The organism is Kocuria sp. CH-021 (genome assembly GCF_049716185.1).
Lineage (GTDB): Bacteria > Actinomycetota > Actinomycetes > Actinomycetales > Micrococcaceae > Kocuria > Kocuria cellulosilytica.
Genome location: NZ_JBNAFK010000012.1, coordinates 112,788 through 135,226, shown reverse-complemented (window position 1 = coordinate 135,226; position 22,439 = coordinate 112,788). Strand labels below are relative to the sequence as shown.

Genomic DNA, 22,439 nt, shown 5'->3' with positions numbered 1-22,439 from the left:
GTTACGGGCTCTGCTCGCCGCAGGCGGTCATCGCCCCTGGCGGAGAACCGCTACCCACACTCAGCTGTGAAGGCCCCCTTTTCCTGGCCCTGGTCCACCTGGCTCTCGTACTTGTTGCCGGTGCGCTCGTCGACGGCGTCGCCGCCCCGGTCGATGCCCTGCTGCACCTTGTCCGGGTGCTGGTCCGCAAGGTTCTTCGCCTTGTCCGCGAATCCTCCCATGTCCACCATGTCCGTGTCCTTTCGTCGAACGGATCCGGCGGGCGCCGCCCACCGGAGCTGTCCCTCCATCCTGGTCCCAGGACGGGGACTCTGGCCACCCCCCTCGCCGAGACTGCGGCTGACGGCGACGCAGCCGTGCCCGATCGCCGTCAGCCGCAACCTCGCGGGTCAGGTGCGGTGCCGCGGGCGGTGCAGCTGCTGGTGGAGCTCCCGCACGGCCGGGGCCAGCTCGGGGCACGGGCCGTCCACCGGCACGCCGGGGGCCACCTGGGAGATCGGCAGGGGCGCGACGGGGGCGGGCGGGACACCGAGCTCGTGCAGCCACCGGCCGAGCTGCGCCGAGGAGGAGGCGTGCACGATGCGGCCCAGCCCCACCCAGGCGTGGGCGGCCGAGCACATGGGGCAGTGCTCGCCCGAGGTGTAGACGGTGGCCGCGGAGCGCTGCTCCGGGCTCAGGTGGGCGGCCGCCCAGCGGGCGATCTCGAACTCGGGGTGCCGGGTCGCGTCCCCGCCGGCCACCCGGTTGCGGTCCTCGAACAGCACCTCCCCCCGGGCCGAGACGAGGACCGAGCCGAACGGCTCGTCCCCGGCGCCGAGGGCCTCGCGGGCCAGCTCCACGCAGCGTCGCAGGTGTCCGCGGTCGGTCTCCGAGATGCCCATGGGCCCACCCTACGGGCCGCAACGCCGGCCCGGCGGGGGCCCCGCACGTCAGTCCTGCTCGGGCCCGCCGTCCGGGACGTCGACGACCCCCTCGAGCACCTCCACCACCACGGAGCGGGCCCGCGCCTCGGCCTCGGCCGCGTCCCCGGCGGCGACGGCGGCCGCCGTGGCCTCGTGGTCCTCGAGCGCCCCGGGGTCCGGGGAGCGGGGCATGAGCCCCAGCGCGGTGCGCCCGGACAGCACCTCGGCCACGACGTCCTGCAGGGCGGCGAGCATGGGGTTGCCGCTCGCCTCCAGCAGCAGCGCGTGGTAGGCGGTGTCCACCTCCAGGTACTCCGGGTCCGTGCCGCGGCGGGCCTCGCCGAGCTCCCGCAGCCGCGCGGCGAGCTCCACCAGGCGCCGCCGGATGGGCTCGTCGGCCCGGACCGCCGCCAGGCGCGCGGCCGCCGGCTCGATCGCGGTCCGCAGCTCTGTGAGGCTGCGCAGCTGCTCGTCCCGCCCCGGGCCGGCGAGCCGCCACCGGATCAGCCGGGGGTCGAACGGGTTCCAGTCCCGCGGCGGGCGGACGGTGACGCCCACGCGCCGCCGCGGCTCGAGCATCCCCATCGACTCGAGCACGCGCACCACCTCCCGCACGAGGGTGCGGGAGACGCCGAACTCCTCCTCGAGACCCCCGAGGGTCAGGACCGTGCCGGGCGCCCGGACGCCCGAGGCGATGCTCTGCCCGAGCCGGTCCAGCACCCCGCTGTGCTGCTCCACGCCGTGCATGCCGGCTCCGTCCCCGTGCGACGTGCGTTACGCCGCCCTTGTTGCCAAAAGTATGATCTTTCTGTCAGCCTAGCGCGTGTCGTAGATCACGACGAGCACCCACGGCCTGCCCGCAGGCACGAGAGCACGGAGACCCTCAGTGGAAGACTGGACACAGACCCTCGGCACCACACCGCTGCTGCTGATCGCAGCGGCCGCCATCGCCCTCATCCTGGTCCTGGTGATCAGGTTCAAGCTGCACGCGTTCCTCACCCTGATCCTGGTGGCGCTGCTGACGGCGTTCGCCACGGGCATCCCGCCGGGGATGATCGTGGAGACCGCCGTGGACGCCTTCGGCGGCACCCTCGGCTCCGTGGCCCTGCTCATCGGCCTGGGCGCCATGCTCGGCAAGCTCGTGGAGCACAGCGGCGGTGCCCGGGCCCTCGCCGACAAGCTCGTGGACGTCTTCGGCGAGAAGCGGGCGCCCTTCGGGCTCGGCATCGCCTCCCTGATCATGGGCTTCCCGATCTTCTTCGACGCCGGCCTGGTGGTCATGCTGCCGATCATCTTCGCGGTCGCCCGCCGCGTGAGCGGCAACAACGTGCTCCTCTACGGCATCCCCGCCGCCGGTGCGTTCTCCGTCATGCACGTCTTCGTGCCGCCGCACCCCGGTCCCGTGGCCGCCACCGAGCTCTACGGCGCCGACCTCGGCATGGTCCTGCTGATCGGCGTGCTGCTGGCCTTCCCGCTCTGGTACGTCTCCGCGTACCTGTGGGGAAAGCGCGTGGGCACCAAGTACGTGCTGCCCGTCCCGGGCTTCTTCGGCGACGTCGACGACGACCAGCCGGTCAACCCGCCGAAGGTCGGCACCATCATCGCCCTGCTCCTGCTGCCCCTCGTGCTCATCTTCATGAACACCGGCCTGGACTTCCTCCGCGCCGCCGGCGTGGTCTCCGAGGACGCCCCCTGGTTCCCCGTGCTCTCCATGATCGGCGCGTCCCCGGTGGCCCTGCTGATCTCCGTGCTCGTGGCCCTGTTCGTGCTCGGCGCCCGCCGCGGCGAGCACGGCACCGCCCTGGAGAAGGTCGTCGACTCCTCCCTGGGCCCGGTGGCCTCCGTCATCCTCATCACCGGCGCCGGCGGCATGTTCGGCGGCATCCTCCGGGCCTCCGGCATCGGTGACGCCCTCGAGTCCTCCCTGGACGGCATCGGCCTGCCCGTAATCTTCGCCGCCTACCTCATCGCCGTGGTCCTGCGCCTGGCCCAGGGCTCGGCCACCGTGGCCCTGGTCACCGCCGCCGGCCTCATGGCCCCCGCCGTGGCCGCGGGCGACTTCAACTCTGTGCAGGTCGCGGCCTTCGTGCTGGCCACCGCCGCCGGCTCGGTCTTCGCCGGCCACGTCAACGACTCCGGCTTCTGGCTCGTCGGCCGGCTCATGGGCATGGACGTCAAGACCACGCTGAAGACGTGGACCGTCCAGCAGGCCCTGGAGTCCGTCGTGGGCTTCGCCATCGTCCTCGCCATCTTCTACATCGCCTGAGGTCCCCGTGCGCAACGTCTTCGACATCACCGGCCGGCTCGCCCTCGTCACCGGGTCCTCCCGGGGGCTGGGGCGGGCCCTGGCCGCGGGTCTCGCCGAGGCGGGCGCCCGCGTGGTCCTGCACGGGCGCGACGCCGAGGCCCTCGCCCGGGTGCGCGACGAGATCGCCGCGAGCACGGGCACGGACCCGGCCACGGCGGCCTTCGACCTCACCGACGCGGAAACCGTGCGGGCGGGGATCGAGGCGGTCCTGGCGGAGCACGGCGTGCCAGACATCCTGGTGAACAACGCCGGGATCCAGCGCCGCGCCCCCTTCGCCGAGTTCGCGGCCCAGGACTGGGAGGACATCGTCGCGGCGAACCTCTCGAGCGTGTTCCACGTGTCCCGGGCCGTGGTCCCCGGGATGCAGGAGCGCGGTTCGGGCAAGATCGTCAACATCGGCTCCGTGCAGTCGGTGCTCGCCCGGCAGACCATCGCCCCGTACTCGGCCACCAAGGGCGGGGTGGTCATGCTCACCAAGGGGATGGCCGCGGACCTCGCCCGGCACAACATCCAGGTCAACGCGATCTCGCCCGGCTACTTCGCCACGGAGATGAACCAGGCGCTGATCGCGGACGAGGAGTTCAACCGCTGGGTGGTCGAGCGCACCCCGGCCCGGCGCTGGGGACAGGTCGAGGAGCTCGTGGGCACCCTGGTCTACCTGTGCTCGGACGCCTCCAGCTTCGTCTCGGGCCACAACGTCCTGGTCGACGGCGGCATGACCTCCGTCCTCTGACCCGGACCCGCAGCACCGCCCGCAGGACCGCTGCGCGGCACCGCGGCACCGCACCGCAACGGCGCCCCGGGGCGCACCAGGAGGAGAGCTCATGAAGGCCATCGTGATCCACGGCAAGGACGACCTGCGGGTCGAGGATCTGCCCACCCCGCAGCCCGCCGAGGGGCAGGTCCGGCTCCGGATCGCCTACGGCGGGGTGTGCGGGTCGGACCTGCACTACTGGGCCGAGGGCGCCAACGGCGAGTACGTGGTCCGGGAGCCCCTCGTGCCCGGTCACGAGGTCTCCGGCACGGTGGACCTCGACCCCGCCGGGGAGCTCGCCCCGGGCACCCCGGTGACGGTCCACCCCGCCACGTTCGGCACGCCCGAGCCCGGGATCGAGGGCCGCCGCCACCTGTGGCCCGGCGGGGCCTACCTGGGCAGCGCCTCCACCCGGCCGCACACCCAGGGCGGGCTGAGCGAGTACCTCCTGGTCCGCCGCGACATGGTCCGGGTGCTCCCGGCGGACCTGCCGCTGCGCCGGGCCGCGCTCGCCGAGCCCCTGGCCGTGGCGCTGCACGGTCTCACCGTGGCCGGGGACGTGACCGGCCGGCGCGTGCTCGTCTCCGGGTCCGGGCCGATCGGGCTGCTCGCCGCCGCCGCGGCCCTGGCCCGCGGCGCGGCGGAGGTCGTGGCCACCGACGTCCTCGAGGGCCCGCTCGAGCGGGCGCGCGCGCTCGGCGTGCACGGCACCGTCCGGGTGGGGGCCGAGCAGGTCCCGGCGGAGGCGTTCGACGTGGTGCTGGAGTGCTCCGGCGTGCCGGCGGCCGTGGGCCCCGCGCTGGTGGGCGCCCGCCGCGGCGGCGTGGTGGTCCAGGTGGGGATGGTGCCGGACGAGGCCCGGCCCGTGAACCTCGCCCCGCTCGTCTCCAAGGAGCTCCAGCTGCGCGGCTCCTTCCGGTTCGACGACGAGATCGACGAGGCGATCGGGCTGCTCGCCGCACGCCCCGGGATCGAGGACGTGGTCACGCACGAGTTCCCCGCCGAGCGGGCCGTCGAGGCCTTCGCCACGGCCCGGGACTCCGCGGTCTCCGGCAAGGTCCTCGTGTCCCTGCGCGCCGGGGACCCCCTGACCGCCGGGGAGGGGCACTGATGCCGGGGCCGGCGGCGACCGGGCACCCGGAGCCCGTGGTGGTGGGCGTCGACATCGGCACCACGAGCACCAAGGCGGTGGCCTTCACCGTGGGCGGGGAGCAGCTCGCCGCCTCCTCCGCCGGCTACCCGCTGGAGGAGCCGCACCCCGGCCACGCCGTGCAGGACCCCCGGCTGATCCTGCAGGCCGTGCAGGACACCGTCCGCGCGGTGGTCGAGGAGGTCGGGGCGGAGCGCGTGGCCGGGCTGTCCTGCAGCGCCGCGATGCACAGCCTGCTGGGCCTCTCGCCCGAGGGGGAGCCCCTCACCCCGCTCGTCACCTGGGCCGACACCCGGGCGAGCATCCAGGCGGAACGGCTGCGCGCGAGCTCGGGCGGACTCGCCCTGCACCGGCGCACGGGCACCCCGGTGCACCCGATGTCCCCGCTGCCCAAGCTCGTGTGGTTCCACGACCAGGAGCCCAAGCTCTGCGAGCGCGTGGCGTTCTGGGCCGGCATCAAGGAGTACGTGCTGCTGCGGCTGTGCAACGCGCTCGTGACGGACCACTCGGTGGCCTCGGCCACCGGCCTCATGAACATCCACGAGCTCGCCTGGGACGGCGAGGCGCTCGCCCTCGCCGGGATCCTGCCCGAGCAGCTGCCCGAGCTCGTGCCCACCACCCACGTGCTGCCCGGGCTCACGGACGAGGGCGCCCGGGCCACCGGACTTCCCGCGACCACGCCGGTGGTGGTCGGGGCCAGCGACGGGCCGCTGGCCAACCTGGGGCTGGGCGCGGTCCGGCCCGGGGTCGCCGCCTGCTCGATCGGCACGAGCGGCGCGCTGCGCGTCGTCGTCGACCGCCCCGTGGTGGACCCGCTGGGACGGGTCTTCTGCTACGCCCTGACCCCGGGGCGCTGGGTGGTCGGCGGGGCGATCAACAACGGCGGCGTGGTCCTGGGCTGGGCCGGGGACGCCCTCGCCCCGGACCTGGGGGAGGAGCCGGAGGAGGAGCTGCTCGAGCTCGCGGCGAGCGTGCCGGCCGGGTCCGGGGGCCTGCTCATGCTGCCCTACCTGCTGAGCGAGCGCGCCCCGCACTGGAGCTCCCTGCCCAAGGGCGCCTACGTGGGGCTGACCCGCGCCCACCGCCGCGAGCACCTGGTGCGCGCCGCCCTGGAGGGCGTGTGCCAGCAGCTCGGCCTGGTCCTGCAGTCGATGCGCTCGGCCGGTCTGACCGTCGAGCAGATCCGCGCCACCGGCGGCTTCGCCCGCAGCCCGCTGTGGCGGCAGCTGCTCGCCGACGTCCTCGGCACGGACATCTCCTTCGCCTCGGGGCACGAGGGCTCCGGGTTCGGCGCCGCGCTGCTCGGGATGCAGGCGCTCGGGCTGATCGAGTCCGTCGACGTGGCCGCGGACCTGGTGGAGGTGCAGTCCACCGTGCGCCCGGACCCGGCCGACGCGGCGGTGCACGCGTCCCTGCAGCCGGTGTTCGAGCAGCTCTACGAGGCGCTCGTGCCCACGTTCACGTCCCTGCGCCGGCTGGCGCCCGCCCTGCCGCTCGAGCGCGACTGACCCCTCCGGCGGCCCCGCGGCGGGATCGTCGCCCCGGCCGGTCCGCCCGGTCCGCACGCGGCGGTCCGGTGCCCGTTCCGGGGGTGCACCGGAGCGTCCGCGTGGGAGAATGGGCGTGTTCTGTGGCGCTGCGGGACCGTCCGGTCCCGCACCGCGGATCGTCGGCGCCGAGGGGGACCGCCATGATCACGAGAACGGACGTGGAAGAACTCCACCGCCAGGTCCGCGGCCCGGTCCTGCTGCCCGACGACGACGGCTTCGCGCAGGAGGCCGCCGGCTTCAACCTGGCCGGCGTCCACCACCCGGACGTGGTGGTCGGGGTGGCCGACACCGCCGACGTGGTGGCCGCGATGCGGTGGGCCGCCGCCCACCACGAGCCCGTGGGGGTCCAGTCCACGGGCCACGGCGCGGACCAGCCCATGCAGGGCGGGCTGCTCGTGACGACGCACCGGATGCAGGAGCTCGAGGTCGACCCCCGCCGCCGGACGGCACGGATCGGCGCCGGCGTGCGGTGGCGCCGGGTGATCGACGCGGTCGCGCCCCACGGGCTCGCGGTCCTCAACGGCTCGGCCAGCGACGCCGGGGCGGTGGGCTACACCCTGGGCGGCGGGCTGCCGGTGCTCGGGCGGGTCTTCGGGTTCGCCGCCGACCACCTCCTGGGCCTCGACGTGGTCACCCCCGACGGGCGGCTGCGCCACGTGGACGCCCGGCACGAGCCGGAGCTGTTCGCCCTGCTGCGCGGGGGCAAGGGCAACCTGGGCCTCGTCACCGCCATGACCCTCGACCTGGTCCCGCTGGAGGACCTCTACGGCGGCGGCATCTTCTACGCCGGCACCGACGCCCAGGAGGTGCTGAGCGCGTTCAGCCGGTGGGCGCCCACCCTGCCCGAGCACGCCTCGACGTCCGTGGCCCTGCGCTGGATGCCGCACGACCCGACCGTCCCCGAGCAGCTGCACCAGCGGATGCTCGTGCACCTGCGCTTCTGCTGGGTGGGCCCGGCGGACGAGGGGGCCCGTGTCCTCGCGCCGATGCGGGAGATCGCACGACCGGTCCTGGACCTCGTGGGTCCCATGGACTACCGGGACATCGACCAGGTGCACATGGACGCCACCGAGCCGGGGCTCTACGTGCTCACGGGCGAGTTCCTGCGGGAGTTCGACGCCGCCGCGGTCATGACGCTGCTGCAGCGCGCGGGCCCCGGCAGCCGGTGCCCGCTGCCGGAGGTGGGGATCCGTCTCATGGGCGGAGCCTTCGCGCGGACGGACGGCACCCAGGACGCCGTCTCGGGACGGGACGCGGCGTTCTTCCTGGAGCTCATCGGCTGGCTCGCGCCCCACGTGGCCGAGGCGACGCCCCGGGCGCTGGCCGAGATCCTGCAGGCCATGGCCCCGTGGTCCACGGGGCGGGCGTTCGTGAACATGCACGGGGTCCCGGGCGGGGAGCGGGAGCACGCCCGGGCGTGGTCCGAGGAGGTCTACGCCCGCCTGGTCCGGGCCAAGGCCCTCTACGACCCGGACAATCTGCTGCGCTTCCAGCACGTGGTGGGGCAGGAGCGCGCGGGCCCCGGCACTGGCCAGCCCGCGGACAGCTCCGCATGATGGACTCGTGGCAGCACCGTCGCGGCACCGCGCGGTGACCTCTCTCGGAAGGAGACGTGATGGTGAACTTCAAGGGGCTCACGGCCAAGGCCAAGCAGCTCGCCCAGCGCAACCCGGACAAGGTCGACAAGGTCCTCGACCAGGCCGGCAACTTCGTGGACAAGCGCACCGGGCGCAAGTACGAGCGCCACGTGGACACGGTCCAGCAGAAGGCGCGCCAGTTCCTCGGCGGGAACCGTGCCCCCGGTGACCGGGCGGCCGGAGGCACGGTTCCGGGCGACCGGACCCAGGGCGACCGGACGCAGGGCGACCGGACTCCGGACGGACCCGCTCAGGGCGGCCCGGCCGGCGGCGGGCGCCCGGACGGGCAGCCGGGCGCACCGGGGGCGGCGGACCGCCCCGGCGACGTGCCCGGCACCGGGGGACCGGACCGGGGCCCCCGCCACTGAGCGGGTCCCCGGGCCGCACCGGACCCCGCCCGCCGTGCGCTCGGAGCATGGCGGGCGGGGTCCGTCGTCGTCCCGGAGTTCTCAGCGCACCAGGGACGCGTAGACCACGTAGTTGTCGTCGAACTCCCCGGTCGCCGGGTCGTAGCCGTCGCAGGTGATCAGCCGCAGCTCGGGCCCCTCCGTGTTGCCGTAGACCTCCAGGGTGGGGAAGTCCTCCTTGCCGTACTGCTCCCCGCGGTCGACGGCGAAGACCGCGGTGGTGCCGTCCTGGCGGTCCACCTCGATCCTGTTCCCGGGCTGAAGGGCGCGCAGGTCCGCGAAGACCCCGGGGCCGCCGCCGGTGGCGTTGACGTGGCCCAGCAGCACAGCGGGGCCCCACTCCCCGGGGGCGGGCGAGCCGGTGTACCAGCTCGCCGGGGCGCCGGGCCCTTCGGGCGGGACCTCGAGCGAGCCGTTGTCCCGCAGACCCAGGTGCAGCAGCTCGGACGCGGCGCCGATCGCCGGGATGGTCAGGGACCCGGGAGCGGCGACGTCCGGCGCCGGTGCCGAGGTGGTGGGGGCGGCCGCCGGAGCCGTCGGGGCGGCAGATGCCGGACCGCTCACCGGGGTGGGAGCGGTCCGGGCGGCCGGGGAGCTCACCGCCGCGGACGGCGCCGGGGCGGTGGCCCCTGCCTCGGGGGCGGAGGTGCCGGCGCACCCGGTGAGCAGGAGGGCGGCGGCCGCCGCGCAGGTCAGCAGGCCTGCGCGGCGGCCGGTGTCGGAGCCCGTCATGGGAGGTGATGCCTCTTCTCGGGGTCGTCGGCCGGGGTCAGGCCCGGGCGCGGCGGCGGGCCGCCAGCGCGGAACCGGCCAGGAGCAGGGCTCCGGCGCCGGCCACGGCGATGCCGGCGGCCGCGCCGTGCTCGGAGGCGGTCCCCACCCCGGTGTCGGCCCCGCCCTCGGGCATGGCCCCCATCTGCGAGGCGGCCAGGGTGCCGCACGCCGCCGGGAGGGTGGCGGCCAGGGGGAGCTCCTCGTTCAGCGGGCTCATCTTCTCGGCGGCGGCGGCCGGCAGCTTCGCCGGGTCCACGCCGTGGACGACCACGACCGCGGTGCCGTTCTGCAGGGACTCGGCGGTGGCCGGGTCCAGCTCGAGGGTCCGCTCGTAGGTGTAGGCGGACCCGCCCGGGAAGCGCTCCACGGCCAGGGCCGAGTCGGGGCCGGTGTCGCCCTCGGTGGTCAGGGACGTGCCGATCATGCCGTAGAACGGGTGGCCCTCCGGGGTGGAGACCACGCCGTCGCCGTCCGTGTCGGCGCTGGGGGGCGGGCACACGCCCTGGGCGGCGATGTGGATGTGCTGGGCGTGCGGGAAGGGGCCGTCCATGAACGTCTCGGCCGCGCCGGACACGTTCATGGTGACGGTGGCCTCGGTGCCGTGGACGTCGACCATCACGTCACCGGTGGTGCCGGAGCCGTTGAGGGAGTCCAGGGCGGCCTGGCCGGACCACATGTCGGCATCGTGGGCGGCGGCGGGGGCCGCGGCCATGGTGAGGGCGCCGAGGGCCAGGGTGGGGACTGTGAGGAGCATGGACTTGCGCATCAGATTCTCTCCTGTGTCGTACCGGGGGTCGTGCCGTGTGCGCACTTTCGGTGTGTGCACGGTCAGTTCGCCGCCGGACGCAGCCCGGACGGGTGCCGCGGGAAAAAACTTTCCCCGCGCGCCGGGACGGGTCGTGGACCCGTCCGCCGCCCGCCCCGCGACGAACAGGAGTCGTGGAGACAGCGAGTGTGTCGGGCGCACCACCCCCGCCCGGTGTGGCAGGGTGCAGTGCGACACTGCACCCGCCCGGGCCCCGGGCGCGGTGCTGCTCCCCGAGTGGACTGCGAGACCGTGTGAGCGACAGACCCACCGGCCGGATCGGCGGCGCCCCGGTCCCCGCCCCCGGGCGGGCCGAGGAGCAGGCCGAGCTGCTGCGCCGTGCCGCGGGCGGGGACGAGGACGCCTTCGCCCGGCTGTACGACGCGACGTCCGGGACCGTCCACGGTCTCGTGCTGCGGCTGGTCCGCTCCCCGGAGCTGGCCGCCGAGGTGGTCCAGGAGGTGTATCTGATGGCCTGGCAGCAGGCGGGGCGCTTCGACGCCGCCCGCGGCACGGCCCTGGCGTGGCTGTGCACCATGGCCCACCGCCGCGGGGTGGACCGGATCCGGCAGCACCAGCGGGACCGGGACCGGGACCAGCAGTACGAGTCCCGCCGGGCCGAGACCCCGTCCGACTCGACCTGGAGCGAGGTGGAGCAGTCCCTGGACTCCGAGGAGGTGCGGGCTCGGCTCGGTGAGCTCAGCCCGCTCCAGCGGGAGGCCGTCTGTCTGGTGTACTACCGGGGGTGCAGCCACCGCCAGGTCGCGGAGCACCTGGCCGTCCCGCTGGGCACGGCGAAGGCCAGGATCCGGGACGGGCTCAACAATCTCAGATCGGCACTGGGGGTGCGGCAGTGAAGGACGGCCAGGGGGACGACCGGACGGACGACGTCCACGGCGAGGTCCACGGTGACGTCCATGCCGGCGTCCACGCCGACGCGGCGCTCTACGCCGTGGATGCCCTCGAGCCCGGCGAGCGGGCCGCGTTCGAGCTCCATCTGCGCGGCTGCGCGGCCTGCCGGGAGGAGGTGGCCGCCTTCGGCGAGGTCGGGGCGCACCTGGCCTCCGCCGTCGCCGAGCCGCCGCCGGCGGCGCTGCGCGCGAACGTCCTCGCGGCCGTGCGCGGGACGCCGCAGGAGCAGCGGTCCGGGCACCGTGCGGCGGACCCTGCGGACCCTGCGGATCCGGGCGCCGGGGACACGTCCCCGGGCACGGTCGTGCCCCTGGCCCCGCGGCCCCGGCCCCGGCGCCGCTGGCTGGCCGCCGCCGCGGCCGCCGTGCTCCTGCCCGGTGCCGCCCTGGGCGGCTGGGCGCTGGGCACGCAGTCCGAGCAGCGGGAGCAGCAGCTCGTGGCCCAGGAGCAGGACCGGCAGGCCCGGTTGCTGAGCGCCCCGGACGTCACCACCCGCCAGCTCGAGGTGGACGGCCGTCCGGCCACCCTGGTGGTCTCGGCGCAGGAGGACGCGGCGCTGTTCGTGGCCTCCGGTCTCACCGGGCCGGGGGAGGGCCGGGAGTACCAGCTGTGGCTCGTGCAGGGCGGGACGCCGGTGCCGGACGTGCACTTCGGCGGGGGCGACGTGCAGGTCTGGCTGGACGGGGACGTCGGCCGCGCCGCGGCGGTGGCCATGACCGTGGAGCCCGCCGGGGGCTCCGAGACGCCCACTCCGCCCGTCCTGGCCACCGCGGAGATCTGAGGCGGACTTCGGCCCGCCTCCTGCCAGAATGGGGCCATGACCGCGGCAGAGGCATCCGGCAACGACAGCAGCAGCAGCCACGACGGCAACAGCCACGACGGCGAGGACGGGGTGCGCGCGGGGGTGTGGGCCACCCTCGGCGAGGCCCGGACCGTGCTCGCCCTGGAGCGCGCCGGCTTCGACTGGGTGGGCGTCGACGCCCAGCACGGCCACTTCGACGACGCCGCCGTCCGCGGCCTCTTCGCCCTGCGGCGCGCGCCGTCCGCCCCGGTGCTGGTCCGGGTCGCCGCGAACGACCTCACCCTGATCGGCCGGGCGCTGGACGCCGGCGCCGACGGCGTCGTCGTGCCGCTCGTCCAGGACGCGGCCCAGGCCGAGGCCGCTGTCGCCGCGGCGCACTTCCCGCCGCGGGGCGCCCGGAGCTGGGGGCCGCTGCCCGGCTCACGGGACGCCGCGGGCGTGGCGGACCTGCCCCGGCCGCTGTGCGCGGTGATGGTGGAGACGGCGTCCGCGGTCGCCGGGGTCCGGGCGATCGCGGCGGTCCCGGACCTGGACATGGTCTTCGTGGGGCCCTTCGACCTCGCGCTCGCCCTGGGCCGGGACGTCGACGAGCTGGTCGCGGACACCGCGGCGGACGCGCCCCTGCCCACGATCGTGCGGGCGTGCCGGGAGGCCGGCGTCCTGGCGGGCGCCTTCGCCGGCTCCCCGGAGCGTGCCGCCGCGCTGCGGGCGCAGGGCTTCTCCTGGATCGCGGTCACCACCGACGCGGGAGTCCTGCAGCTCGGCGGCGAGGCGGCCCGGGCGGCCCTGGCGCGCTCGTCATGAGCACCCGTCCGGGAGGACGGCACCGGCACCCCCTGCGGTGGGTGCTGTCCCGGGAGCTGGTCCGCGACTGGCTGCGCTCGTTCCGGACCAGCCGCAGCGCCCTGTACTTCCGGGTCCGGAACCGCTGCTCGGCCGCGCCCGTGCGGGGGGACGCGCCCGTGGTCGTGAGCCTCACGTCCTACGGGAGCCGGATCCGGACGGTCCACCTGGCCGTGGAGTCGATGGCGCACGGCTCCGTCCGCCCGCAGCGGCTGATCCTGTGGCTGCGGGAGGCCGACGTCGTGGCGGATCCGCCCCCGCCGCTGGCCCGGCTGGTGCGCCGGGGCCTCGAGCTGCGGTGCACCGAGGACTGGGGCCCCCACCAGAAGTACTACCCCTATGTGCGCTCCGTGGCCCACCACGAGCTCCCGATGGTCATCGCGGACGACGACGTGCTCTACGGCGAGACGTGGCTCGAGGAGCTGCTGGCGGTCCACGAGCGGCACCCCCGGGACGTGATCGCCCACCGTGCGCACCGGCTGCGCGTCGGGAACGGGCGGATCCTGCCCTACGCCACCTGGAGCCCCGGCGCCCCCGCGGAGGCCTCCTACCGGACCTTCGCCACGGGCACCTCCGGGGTGCTCTATCCACCGCACCTGCTCGACGCCCTGCGGGACACGGGGAGCGGGTTCACGGCCTGCGCCCCCATGGCCGACGACGTGTGGCTGCACGCCGTCGCGCTGCGCCACCGGACCCGGACCCGGCCCGTCGACGACGGCCGCACCAGCTACCGCCCCATTCCCCGGATGCTCTTCACGGGCCTCAGGACCACCAATGTGCTGCGCGGAGGCAACGACATGCAGATCGCAGCCACGTATTCGGCCTCGGACGTGGAAGAGTTGGAGCGTGCACGGGCGGCCGAGGGCCCCTGAGCACGAGTGGACGGGCAGTTCCCCCGCTTCCCGCCCACCGGCCGTCCCCCCACGGCCGCTGTCCGCGCTCCCATCCCCCCAGGAGTTCCCATGCCGAACGAGCACCGCCGCCCGCACCCGCCCTACCACGCCGGCACCGACGGGCCGCGAGCAGCAGAGCACTCGATCGTCTTCGACTCGCCGGCCGAGCTGGCCGCCTACACCCGCCACGACCGCCTGGTCAGCGACGGTCCCCTCCTGCTGGCCCGCCGCGCCGGCTACCACCCCGACGGGTCCTGGCCCTGCTCGGCGCTGGAGTCCGCCCGGAACGTCCTCGCCACCCGGGCCCGCACGATGATCGAGATCGAGCTGCGCACCACGGTCGACGGCCGGTGCGTGGTCCTGCACGAGGCCGTCATGGGGCACGGGAGCACCGGCGCCGGCCCCGTGAGCGAGCAGTCGGCGGACTACGTGCTCAGCCAGCACCTCGTGGACAACTACGGCGAGGTCACCCGGTTCCCCATCCGGGAGGCCGCGGAGTTCCTCACCTGGGCGGTGCTGGCCGGCGCGGTGCTGTGGCTCGACGTCAGGAACGTGGCCCCGGAGGCCGTCGTCGAGCTCGTCCGCACGCACCGGGCCGAGAGCCAGGTGGTGGTCGGCGTGAACGGCCTGACGGAGCTGGCCGTCTACCGCAGGATCGCGCCCGACCTCGTCTACTTCGTCCCCACCCACCCCGACGGCCTGCCCACGGTCGACGACGTCCGGCGGGAGGTGCCCGACCTCCGCCGGGTGGTCGGGTTCGCCGGCCACTACGTCCCGGACATGGAGGAGAGCCTGCGGATGCGGAGCTGGAACGTGCCCATGCGCCTCGAGCTGCACCGCTACGACGAGAACCTGCCCGCCGACGCCCTCGACGTGCACTACTACCGCCGGGCGGTCGAGGCCGGCTTCGGGATCCTCTCCACGAGCCACTACCGCGAGGTGGCCGACCTCCTCGGCCTGTCCGGGTGGGCGCCCAAGGACGGCGCGGGCGCGCAGCACCGCTCCGGCGGGGACGCGCGCCGCCGGAGCTGACCCCGCCGGGTGTGGCGCGGCGCGGCCGCCTCGCCTACTGTCGGGGACCACAGCGGGTGCGCCCCGGCGGTCGGGAGGCGCGGCCCGCGCAGGACCGGCGGACCGAGGAGGCGCACCGTGGCACACGTCCAGCTGCTCGGCACCGGGGGCACCATCGCCTCCCGGGGCGCCGGTGACCAGGGCTCGGTGGCCACGGACACCGCCGCCGACCTCGCGCAGGACCGCTACGGGGAGCTGACCGTCACCGCCCGGGACGTGCTGACCACCGGCAGCTACCGGCTCACCCTGGGGCAGCTGCGGACGATCGCCGAGGCGGTCCGGGACGCGCTGGCCGATCCGGCCACCGACGGGGTGGTGGTCACCCACGGGACCGACACCCTCGAGGAGACCGCCTTCCTGCTCGACCTCGTGCACGACAGCGCGAAGAGCACGGTCCTCACCGGCGCCCAGCAGCCCGCCGACAGCCCGGCACCGGACGGGCCGCGCAACGTGGGCGAGGCGGTGCTGGCCGCCGCCGACGAACGGCTGCGCGGCTGCGGGGCGCTGATCTCCTTCGCCGGCACGGTCCGCTCCGCCCGCGGCGCCCGCAAGGCCCACACCCTCGCGGCCGACCCGTTCGCGGGCGGGGTCGAGGTCGCGCACCTGGCCGGGGACGAGCTCGTCGTCACGGCCGCACCGGTCCGGCGCCCCGCCCTGCCCCCGCCGCCGCCGGCCTTCGACACGACGCGCGTCGAGATCGTCACGGCCCACCCCGGGGCGACCCCGGAGCTCTTCGACTTCGCGGTGCGCTCGGGGGCGCAGGCCGTGGTCCTCGCCGGCTCGGGCACCGGCAACGCGGGCCCCGGTTTCGCGGAGGCGGTGCGCCGGGCGGTCGGGGCCGGGTGCGCCGTGGTGCTCGCTTCCCGTGTCCCCTGGGGGCCCGTGCTGCCGGTCTACGGCAACGGCGGCGGCGTGGACCTCGTGGCCACCGGCGCGGTCCCGTCCGGGGACCTCAACCCCTTCCAGGCGAGGATCCTCGCGGCACTGCTCGTCGCCCACGGCACCCCGGTCCACGAGTTCCCCGAGGCCTTCCGGCCGTACTGCTGAACACCGACCCACCAGGAGGAAGCATGTCCAAGAAGATCTATGTCTCGGTCGGCATCGACGTGGACGCCGTCGGCGGCTGGCTCGGCTCCTACGGCGGGGAGGACTCCCCGGGGGACATCTCCCGCGGGCTCTTCGCCGGCGAGGTCGGGGTGCCGCGGCTGCTCCAGCTGGCCCAGCGCCGGGAGATGCCGGTGACCTGGTTCTGGCCCGGGCACTCCGTCGAGACCTTCCCCGAGCAGTTCGACGCGACCGTGGCCGCCGGGCACGAGATCGGCGTGCACGGGTACTCCCACGAGAACCCGATCGCGATGACCCGGCAGCAGGAGACCGAGATCCTCGACTACTGCACCGATCTCATCGAGCGGCGGTCGGGGAGGAAGCCGGTGGGCTACGTGGCCCCGTGGTGGGAGTTCTCCTCGGTGACCAACGAGATCCTGCTCGAGCGCGGGTTCCTCTACGACCACTCGCTGATGCACGACGACCACACCCCGTACTACGTGCGCGTCGGGGACACCTGGACCAGGATCGACTACGAGGCGGCCTCGGCGAAGGAGTGGATGAAGCCGCTGGTCCGGGGTGAGGAGACGGACCTGATCGAGATCCCGGCCTCGTGGTACCTGGACGACCTGCCGCCGATGATGTTCATCAAGTCCAGCCCGAACAGCCACGGCTTCGTGTCCCCGCGCGACGTCGAGCAGCTGTGGAAGGACCAGTTCGACTGGGTCTACCGGGAGATGGACTACGGCGTTTTCCCGATCACCATCCACCCGGACGTCTCGGGGCGGCCGCAGAACCTGCTGATGCTCGAGCGGCTCTTCGACCACATCGCCGGCCACGACGGCGTGGAGTTCGCCTTCATGGAGGACGTCGCCCGCGACTTCGCCGCCCGCCACCCCCGCACCTCCGGGTGAGCGTGCGCGCGGAGCGCTCCGGGGACCGGCCGGTCCCCGGGGCCCCGGGCACGCCCGCGGCGTGACCGCCCGGAGCCCGCGCACGAGGACGCCGGGCGCCCCGGTCGGGGCGCCCGGCGTCCTGGTGCGGGGGTCAGTCGTCGCCCGGCGCGTCCGCGGGGGCGTCCCCCTCGGCCTGGGAGGGCTTGTTGTCGTCCGGGTCGACGGCCGGCTCCACGCTCTGGTCCTCGGGCAGGTCCCCCTCGGCCTGGGAGGGCTTGTTCTCGGCCGGGTCCGGGGTCGTCTCGCTCATGCCGCTCCTCGTGTGCTCAGCAGGGTGCTGGTCCCGGCTCACGCTACGCCGCGCCCGGAGCCCCGACAAGGGATCGGGCCGCGCTACGCGGCCCGTCCGGCGCGGATCGCGGCGTAGAGCTGCGCGGGGATCAGCCCGGTCCGGTGGGCGCGCTCGACCGCGGCGAAGCCCTCCTCGGTCTCCTCGTACGGGAAGTGGAGGAGGTCCGCCGCGAGCTCCCAGTGGTCGATCATCCCGCCGGCCCACAGCTGGCAGATCGCCCACGGGGTGTCCGCGGAGAAGGTCGGGACGTCGGGCAGGACGTACTCGCCGGCCGGCACGCGCCAGGCCTCGAGGCTGTCCAGGTCCGCGGCGAGCTCCTCGAGGGTGTCGTAGTGGCCCGCGCGGTCCGGGTCCACGGAGCCGTTGGCGTTGGCCAGCTCGACGTCGTAGCCGCCCTCGGCCGCGGCGAACACGGTGGTGGGCCCCGGCTCCCCGCCCACGCCGGCGTCCAGGGGCAGCTGGGACGGCAGCCACTCCCAGCCGTCGCCGAGCTGGTCCATCTCCAGGTCCCGGTAGGCCACCCAGCCGCGGGCGACGAGCAGCTCGTGGGCGTCGTCGTCCCACGTGCCCTGCTCGGCGCCCTCGACGTCGACGGTGCGGGCGCCGGCGGCGGCGTGGAACTCCCGCCGCTGCTGCTTCTTCTTGGCGGCGGCCTTCTTGCGGGGCTTGCTCTTGGGCACGGGTCCTCCTGACGGGCGGGGACGCACGCGTGAGCGGTCCCTCGGACCTCCCATGATGGTCCATGCGGCGGGATCCCGGGACGCCGGCACCGTTGGCGTCCCGGCCGGGGCCGACGACGAGGAGCCGGCGGCCCCGGCACCGCAGGGCCGCCGAGCCCGCCGGCCGGGCCGGGACCGTGCTTGTCCCGCTCCCCGCCCGGGAGTAGCTTGCGGGCATGACCACCGGCAGCACGGACGTCGTCCGGCGGCTCTTCGCCGCCTACCTCGCGCAGGACGAGGCCGCGGCCCGCGAGCTCGTCGGGGACGGGTTCCGCTTCACCTCCCCGCAGGACGACCGCATCGACCGGGCGGCGTACTTCGAGCGCTGCTTCCCCACGGCGGACCGGGTGGCCCGGCAGGACCTGCTCCAGGTGGTCGAGGCGGAGCCCGGACTGGTGTTCGTCCGCTACGAGTACGAGCTCAGGACCGGCGGGATCTTCGAGAACATGGAGGCGATCACCGTGCGGGACGGGCGCGTGCTGGAGGCCCGGGTCTATTTCGGCGGGCCGCCGCGACCGTAGACTCCGAGGACCATCCGACGCCCAGGAGGCTCGCCATGAAGCACTACCTGCTCAGCATCGAACAGCCCGACGGCGGGCCGGCGGCCCCGGAGGTCCTCGAACCCGTGATGCGGGACGTCGCGGCCTTCAACGAGGAGCTCAGGGCGGCCGGGGCGTGGGTCTTCGCCGGGGGCCTGGACCGGGCGGAGGCGTCCGTCGTCGTGCGCTTCCACGGGGACGACGTGGTGACCACGGACGGCCCGTACGAGCGGGAGGACGAGCACGCCGGGGGCATCTGCATCGTGGCCGCGCCCGACTACGACGCCGCCATCGAGTGGGGGCGGAAACTGGCGCGGGCGACCACCCTCCCCGTGGAGGTGCGCGAGTTCCAGGGCGAGCCGGCGGAGCACCTGGCGTAGCCTCCGCCCGCGGTCCCGGTGTCCGGCGTGTCCTGTCCGTGGGGTGCGACCCGACTCCGTGAAGCACAGCAGCGGATGACCCGGAAGCTCCTCCCAGTGCTGCTCGGCTTCGTCGAGTGCTTGCTGTGGATGATGCTGGACCCGATGCTGGCCGGTGCCGCCCCGGACGCGGCGGCTCACCGGCCGATCTGCTCGGCCTGCGCCTCCCAGGCGGCGTGGGCGTCCCGCGGCCGGGCCGGCCGGCGGGTCTCCCGCAGGGCCCGGAGCGCGGCGTTGCGCTCGCGCGCCAGGCAGTCCGCGGCCGCGCGGGCGGCCGCGTCCTCGCGGACCTGGGCGCGGACGGCGGTGATGGTGCCCATGATGGTCTCGACGGCCTGCGATCCGCCCGCCAGGTACGCGGCCCGGACCGCGCGGTCCGGGTGGTAGAGGTACTGCTCGTCGGTCTGGCCGCAGTGGGTGTCGAACTCCTCGTCGGTGAGCTCCGAGATCATGGCGGCGACCCGGTCCAGGCGCGCCTCGAGCTCCCCGTGCAGGGGCGTCCGGGCGGACGCGTCCCGGACGCACCACAGCGCCTGGCCGTGCCGCCGGAGCCGCGTCGCGTCCCAGTCCGCGTGCGGGACCTCGGCCAGCCGGGCGGCGACGAAGGACGCGTCCCCGCGCCGCTGCTGCGGCGGGAGGGTGCCGAGCTGCCACCGGATCCAGGCCGTGCGCATGTCCTCCACGGCGCTCCGCCGGGCCTGCTCGGCGGTCTTCGCGACCGACTTCCCGCTGCTCCTCCGAGGGCTCTTCCTGGGGCTCCTCGCAGCGGCCCGGCCGGCCGGCCGCGCACCGGGGCCCGCGCCGGACCGTGCGGGGCTCTGCGGCGTGCCCCGCAGCCATGCCCGCGCGCGCTCCGCCAGGGAGCGGGCGAGCGCCCGCAGCAGCACGCCGAGCAGCCACAGGGCGGCCGCGGCCAGCAGGACGAGAAGGATCGTGCCCAGGTTGACGAGGACGAACGAGATCACGGACAGGACAACCGCCCCGGCGACCAGGAGCGTGATCCCGGAGACGTCCTTGTTCTCGGTGTTCTGCATGGCGGATCCTCCCGAACCCTGACACCACTGGACATCCACTCTAGCCTCCGGGGCCGGATCTGTGACCGGTCCCACAGGAAACTCCCGGCGTCCCGGAGCGCCGCGCAGGAGCGGGAGTCCGGGTCCGCCCCCGATATCATGGGCCCATGAGATCCGCCATGCTGTCCGCGTCCGCCGCCGTCCTGCTCCTCGTCGCCGGCTGCGCCGGCGGCGGCTCCGCGCAGGACGCCCTGCTGCGGGAGCACGGGCTCGAGGGCGCGAGCACCCAGGAGGTGGTCGAGCAGCTCGACCGCACGCACGAGGACCGCGCCGCCGGACTCGCCGGCTCCGTGACCTACGACGAGGTGGTCCTCAGCGACGGCAGCACCGAGACGGCCCTGCCCATGCCGGAGGACCGCTTCTACCTCGCGGTGGCCCCGTGGACCACCACCACGCACGAGTGCTTCTCCCACAGCCTCTCCGGGTGCCAGGGCGAGCTCGTGGGCGAGGACTTCGACGTGCGGATCACCGACGACTCCGGGGCCGTGCTCGTGGACGAGACCGTGACCAGCTACGAGAACGGGTTCGTGGGCTTCTGGCTGCCCAAGGACATCACCGGCACGCTGGAGATCGGCTCGGAGCGGGGCACGGCGGTGGAGCAGTTCGCGACCTCCCCCGACAGCCCCACGTGCCTCACGACCGTGCGGCTCGCCTGAGCCCGCCCCGGGGGAAGGAGAGCGGATGAGCATCAGCATGGCCGTGACGTCGCGGGCCGTCCGCCTGCGCACGCGCCTGCAGCCGTGGACCCCGGTGGAGCAGCTGCACGGACGCCGGTATCCGGAGCCGGCCAGGATCCCGGCCGGCCTGCGGCGCTCGCACGCCGTGGAGCGCACCGAGGTGGCCGGGCGCCCGCTGCTGCGGCTGACCCCGCGCGCCGGGGCGGACGGGTCCCACCTGATCTACCTGCACGGCGGGGCGTTCGTGAACCCGCTGCTGCCGGCGCACTGGTGGATCGTCCGCGAGCTCGTGCAGGACACCGGGACCACGGTCACGGTCCCGCTCTACCGGCTGGCCCCGGAGGGCCACGTGGACGAGGGCTACGACTTCCTCGCCGCCGCCTGGGCCGACCTCGTGGCCCGGCCCGGCACGGACCGGGTCGTGGTGGCGGGGGACTCCGCGGGCGGGTGCCTGGCGATCGGGCTGGCCATGCGCCTGCGGGACGCCGGGCAGCGGCTGCCCGACCACGTGGTGGGCTTCTCCCCGGCGGTGGACGTCTCAGCCACGCACCCGGCCGTGCGGGAGATCGACCCGCACGACCCCATGCTGAGCACCGACCAGGTGGTCCCCATGGCGGCGGCCTGGGCGCGGGACCGCGAGCTCACGGACCCGCTGGTCAGTCCGCTCTACGGGGACGTGGCCGGGCTGCCGCCGGTGCACGTGGTGCAGGGCGGCCAGGACATCCTCGCCGCCGACGCCCTGGCCTTCGCCCGGGACCTGGCCCGGGCGGGCAACGCCGGGAAGCTGCTCTACGAGCCCGGCGCCTTCCACGTCTACGTGGGGGCCTGGTGGACCCCGGAGGCCCGGCGGGCGGTCCGGCACGTGCGCTCCCTGCTCCGGGTGCCGTCCCCGGCGGTGGACCGACCGGGGACGGGCCCGTCCCGGGCCTGAGAATTCCGCCCCGGCGAGGCACCGGGAAGACGGTGGTGAGGCATCATGGAAGCCTGTGCTTCCCGGGTGCGGTGGAAACCCATCCGGTGCCGTGGCGAGGAGAGGGTCCCCCGTGGAGTCCGAGGTGTCGTCCATGGAGCTGACCACTGCGATCGCCCACGTGCAGCGGATGCTGCTGGACGCCCCGGCGGCCACCGCCGCGGTGGCCCAGCTGGCCGAGGTCGCCCGCGATCTGATCCCGATGGCCACCGGGGCCGGGGTCACCCTGGTGGACGAGCACGGGCGGCCGAGGACCACCGCGGCCACCGACCCGGCCGTGGAGGCCCTGGACCGCCTCCAGTACGAACTGGGCCAGGGACCCTGCCTCACGGCGTGGGACACCGTGAGCATGCAACGGGTGGACGACACCGCGGAGGACACCCGGTGGCCGGACTGGGCCAAAGCGGCGGTCGCCACCGGGCTGGGATCGGTGCTCAGCACTCCGCTCGTCTTCCGCGGGCAGGAGGTCGGGGCGATCAAGGTGTACGCCTCCGGCCTCCACGCGTTCACCGAGCACGAGGAGCACCTGCTGGACCTGCTCGCCGGAGCCGCGGCCACGCTGCTCGGGGCGGCCCAGGAGCCGGGCGAGATCCACCGGCTGTCGACCTCGCTGACGTCCGCGCTGGCCGACGGGCAGGTGATCCTCATCGCGGTGGGGATCCTCATGGAACGCCACCAGATCGACCGGGAGGCGGCGCGCCGGCTCCTGCTCGCGGAGACCCGCCGGCGGAAGATGCCCGTCATCGTCCTCGCCGCGTGCGTGGCGGGCCACGCCGACGACCCGCGGCTGTAGAGGGTGCCAGTGGTGGACGAGGTGACGGTCGCCAGGGCACCGGCGTGCGGCCGGTGCCGGAGCGCGGCTCCGATCCCTTCCCGCAGCCGGCACCCCGCCGGCGCCCCGCCGGTGCCCGGGCCGCGGCCGGAATAGTCCGGGGCCGTCAC

General features: G+C 75.0%; 26 protein-coding genes. 18 read left to right on the top strand and 8 right to left on the bottom strand.

Going from position 1 to position 22,439, the window contains the following annotated elements:
- Window positions 1-50: 50 nt before the first annotated feature.
- The 3 genes from ACPYN7_RS11350 to ACPYN7_RS11340 all read right to left on the bottom strand — a co-directional run bounded on the left by ACPYN7_RS11350 (window position 51) and on the right by ACPYN7_RS11340 (window position 1,649).
- On the bottom strand, window positions 51-230 hold the full coding sequence (locus ACPYN7_RS11350; RefSeq protein WP_424347715.1) for an antitoxin: 180 nt from the start codon (window positions 228-230) through the stop codon (window positions 51-53).
- A gap of 159 nt (window positions 231-389) precedes the next feature.
- Window positions 390-881: a nucleoside deaminase gene (locus ACPYN7_RS11345; RefSeq protein ID WP_424347714.1), complete on the bottom strand. Its 492-nt coding sequence runs from the start codon at window positions 879-881 to the stop codon at window positions 390-392.
- A gap of 48 nt (window positions 882-929) precedes the next feature.
- On the bottom strand, window positions 930-1,649 hold the full coding sequence (locus ACPYN7_RS11340; protein ID WP_424347713.1) for a FadR/GntR family transcriptional regulator: 720 nt from the start codon (window positions 1,647-1,649) through the stop codon (window positions 930-932).
- Window positions 1,650-1,788: 139 nt separating this feature from the next.
- Between ACPYN7_RS11340 and ACPYN7_RS11335 the strand changes: the two genes are divergently transcribed.
- The 6 genes from ACPYN7_RS11335 to ACPYN7_RS11310 all read left to right on the top strand — a co-directional run bounded on the left by ACPYN7_RS11335 (window position 1,789) and on the right by ACPYN7_RS11310 (window position 8,669).
- Window positions 1,789-3,168 carry a GntP family permease gene (locus tag ACPYN7_RS11335; RefSeq protein WP_424347712.1) on the top strand — a complete coding sequence of 460 codons (1,380 nt, stop codon included), beginning with the start codon at window positions 1,789-1,791 and terminating at the stop codon, window positions 3,166-3,168.
- A 7-nt stretch (window positions 3,169-3,175) separates the two neighbouring features.
- The gene (locus tag ACPYN7_RS11330; protein WP_424347711.1) at window positions 3,176-3,943 is read left to right on the top strand and encodes a glucose 1-dehydrogenase; all 768 of its coding nucleotides are present in this window, start codon (window positions 3,176-3,178) and stop codon (window positions 3,941-3,943) included.
- A gap of 91 nt (window positions 3,944-4,034) precedes the next feature.
- A complete protein-coding gene (locus ACPYN7_RS11325) occupies window positions 4,035-5,075 on the top strand; it encodes a zinc-binding dehydrogenase (RefSeq protein ID WP_424347710.1) in 1,041 nt (346 codons plus the stop codon).
- A complete protein-coding gene (locus tag ACPYN7_RS11320; protein WP_424347709.1) occupies window positions 5,075-6,622 on the top strand; it encodes a gluconokinase in 1,548 nt (515 codons plus the stop codon). The genes ACPYN7_RS11325 and ACPYN7_RS11320 overlap by 1 nt, the downstream gene beginning before the upstream one ends.
- 182 nt (window positions 6,623-6,804) lie before the next feature.
- Window positions 6,805-8,220, top strand: coding sequence for an FAD-binding oxidoreductase (locus tag ACPYN7_RS11315; RefSeq protein WP_424347708.1), 1,416 nt, complete (start codon window positions 6,805-6,807; stop codon window positions 8,218-8,220).
- A gap of 59 nt (window positions 8,221-8,279) precedes the next feature.
- Window positions 8,280-8,669, top strand: coding sequence for an antitoxin (locus ACPYN7_RS11310; RefSeq protein WP_424347707.1), 390 nt, complete (start codon window positions 8,280-8,282; stop codon window positions 8,667-8,669).
- An 81-nt stretch (window positions 8,670-8,750) separates the two neighbouring features.
- On the opposite strand, the gene ACPYN7_RS11305 is transcribed toward ACPYN7_RS11310, so the two are convergent.
- A complete protein-coding gene (locus tag ACPYN7_RS11305; RefSeq protein ID WP_424347706.1) occupies window positions 8,751-9,440 on the bottom strand; it encodes a class F sortase in 690 nt (229 codons plus the stop codon).
- Window positions 9,441-9,477: 37 nt separating this feature from the next.
- Window positions 9,478-10,248, bottom strand: coding sequence for a hypothetical protein (locus tag ACPYN7_RS11300; protein ID WP_424347705.1), 771 nt, complete (start codon window positions 10,246-10,248; stop codon window positions 9,478-9,480).
- A gap of 293 nt (window positions 10,249-10,541) precedes the next feature.
- Between ACPYN7_RS11300 and ACPYN7_RS11295 the strand changes: the two genes are divergently transcribed.
- From ACPYN7_RS11295 to ACPYN7_RS11265, 7 genes are all read left to right on the top strand, one after another.
- Entirely contained in the window at window positions 10,542-11,144 is a 603-nt protein-coding gene (locus ACPYN7_RS11295) for a sigma-70 family RNA polymerase sigma factor (protein ID WP_424347704.1), read from the top strand.
- A complete protein-coding gene (locus ACPYN7_RS11290) occupies window positions 11,141-11,980 on the top strand; it encodes an anti-sigma factor (RefSeq protein ID WP_424347703.1) in 840 nt (279 codons plus the stop codon). Before ACPYN7_RS11295 ends, ACPYN7_RS11290 begins: the two co-directional genes overlap by 4 nt.
- Before the next feature lie 36 nt (window positions 11,981-12,016).
- Window positions 12,017-12,805: an HpcH/HpaI aldolase family protein gene (locus ACPYN7_RS11285; protein WP_424347702.1), complete on the top strand. Its 789-nt coding sequence runs from the start codon at window positions 12,017-12,019 to the stop codon at window positions 12,803-12,805.
- Complete coding sequence (locus tag ACPYN7_RS11280) at window positions 12,802-13,716, top strand: hypothetical protein (protein WP_424347701.1); 915 nt, start codon at window positions 12,802-12,804, stop codon at window positions 13,714-13,716. The genes ACPYN7_RS11285 and ACPYN7_RS11280 overlap by 4 nt, the downstream gene beginning before the upstream one ends.
- 90 nt (window positions 13,717-13,806) lie before the next feature.
- The gene (locus ACPYN7_RS11275; RefSeq protein WP_424347700.1) at window positions 13,807-14,769 is read left to right on the top strand and encodes a hypothetical protein; all 963 of its coding nucleotides are present in this window, start codon (window positions 13,807-13,809) and stop codon (window positions 14,767-14,769) included.
- 117 nt (window positions 14,770-14,886) lie between these two features.
- Entirely contained in the window at window positions 14,887-15,855 is a 969-nt protein-coding gene (locus tag ACPYN7_RS11270; RefSeq protein WP_424347699.1) for an asparaginase, read from the top strand.
- Between the two features lie 23 nt (window positions 15,856-15,878).
- Window positions 15,879-16,766 carry a polysaccharide deacetylase family protein gene (locus tag ACPYN7_RS11265; protein ID WP_424347698.1) on the top strand — a complete coding sequence of 296 codons (888 nt, stop codon included), beginning with the start codon at window positions 15,879-15,881 and terminating at the stop codon, window positions 16,764-16,766.
- Between the two features lie 133 nt (window positions 16,767-16,899).
- Here ACPYN7_RS11265 and ACPYN7_RS11260 read toward each other — a convergent pair whose 3' ends face one another.
- Window positions 16,900-17,058 (bottom strand): hypothetical protein, encoded by a 159-nt coding sequence (locus ACPYN7_RS11260; protein WP_157571262.1) that lies wholly within the window; start codon window positions 17,056-17,058, stop codon window positions 16,900-16,902.
- Window positions 17,059-17,141: 83 nt separating this feature from the next.
- Window positions 17,142-17,780, bottom strand: coding sequence for a hypothetical protein (locus ACPYN7_RS11255; RefSeq protein ID WP_368824510.1), 639 nt, complete (start codon window positions 17,778-17,780; stop codon window positions 17,142-17,144).
- 215 nt (window positions 17,781-17,995) lie between these two features.
- Between ACPYN7_RS11255 and ACPYN7_RS11250 the strand changes: the two genes are divergently transcribed.
- Both ACPYN7_RS11250 and ACPYN7_RS11245 read left to right on the top strand, forming a co-directional pair.
- Window positions 17,996-18,340, top strand: a complete 345-nt coding sequence (locus ACPYN7_RS11250; RefSeq protein WP_424347697.1) for a nuclear transport factor 2 family protein — start codon at window positions 17,996-17,998, stop codon at window positions 18,338-18,340.
- 35 nt (window positions 18,341-18,375) lie between these two features.
- A complete protein-coding gene (locus ACPYN7_RS11245; RefSeq protein WP_058872830.1) occupies window positions 18,376-18,738 on the top strand; it encodes a YciI family protein in 363 nt (120 codons plus the stop codon).
- Between the two features lie 176 nt (window positions 18,739-18,914).
- Here ACPYN7_RS11245 and ACPYN7_RS11240 read toward each other — a convergent pair whose 3' ends face one another.
- On the bottom strand, window positions 18,915-19,811 hold the full coding sequence (locus ACPYN7_RS11240) for a hypothetical protein (RefSeq protein ID WP_424347696.1): 897 nt from the start codon (window positions 19,809-19,811) through the stop codon (window positions 18,915-18,917).
- Window positions 19,812-19,957: 146 nt separating this feature from the next.
- Here ACPYN7_RS11240 and ACPYN7_RS11235 point away from each other — a divergent pair, with 146 nt between their 5' ends.
- From ACPYN7_RS11235 to ACPYN7_RS11225, 3 genes are all read left to right on the top strand, one after another.
- Window positions 19,958-20,506, top strand: coding sequence for a CueP family metal-binding protein (locus tag ACPYN7_RS11235; RefSeq protein WP_424347695.1), 549 nt, complete (start codon window positions 19,958-19,960; stop codon window positions 20,504-20,506).
- 25 nt (window positions 20,507-20,531) lie between these two features.
- The gene (locus ACPYN7_RS11230; RefSeq protein ID WP_424347694.1) at window positions 20,532-21,458 is read left to right on the top strand and encodes an alpha/beta hydrolase; all 927 of its coding nucleotides are present in this window, start codon (window positions 20,532-20,534) and stop codon (window positions 21,456-21,458) included.
- A gap of 133 nt (window positions 21,459-21,591) precedes the next feature.
- The gene (locus ACPYN7_RS11225; protein WP_424347693.1) at window positions 21,592-22,290 is read left to right on the top strand and encodes a GAF and ANTAR domain-containing protein; all 699 of its coding nucleotides are present in this window, start codon (window positions 21,592-21,594) and stop codon (window positions 22,288-22,290) included.
- Window positions 22,291-22,439 lie beyond the last annotated feature (149 nt).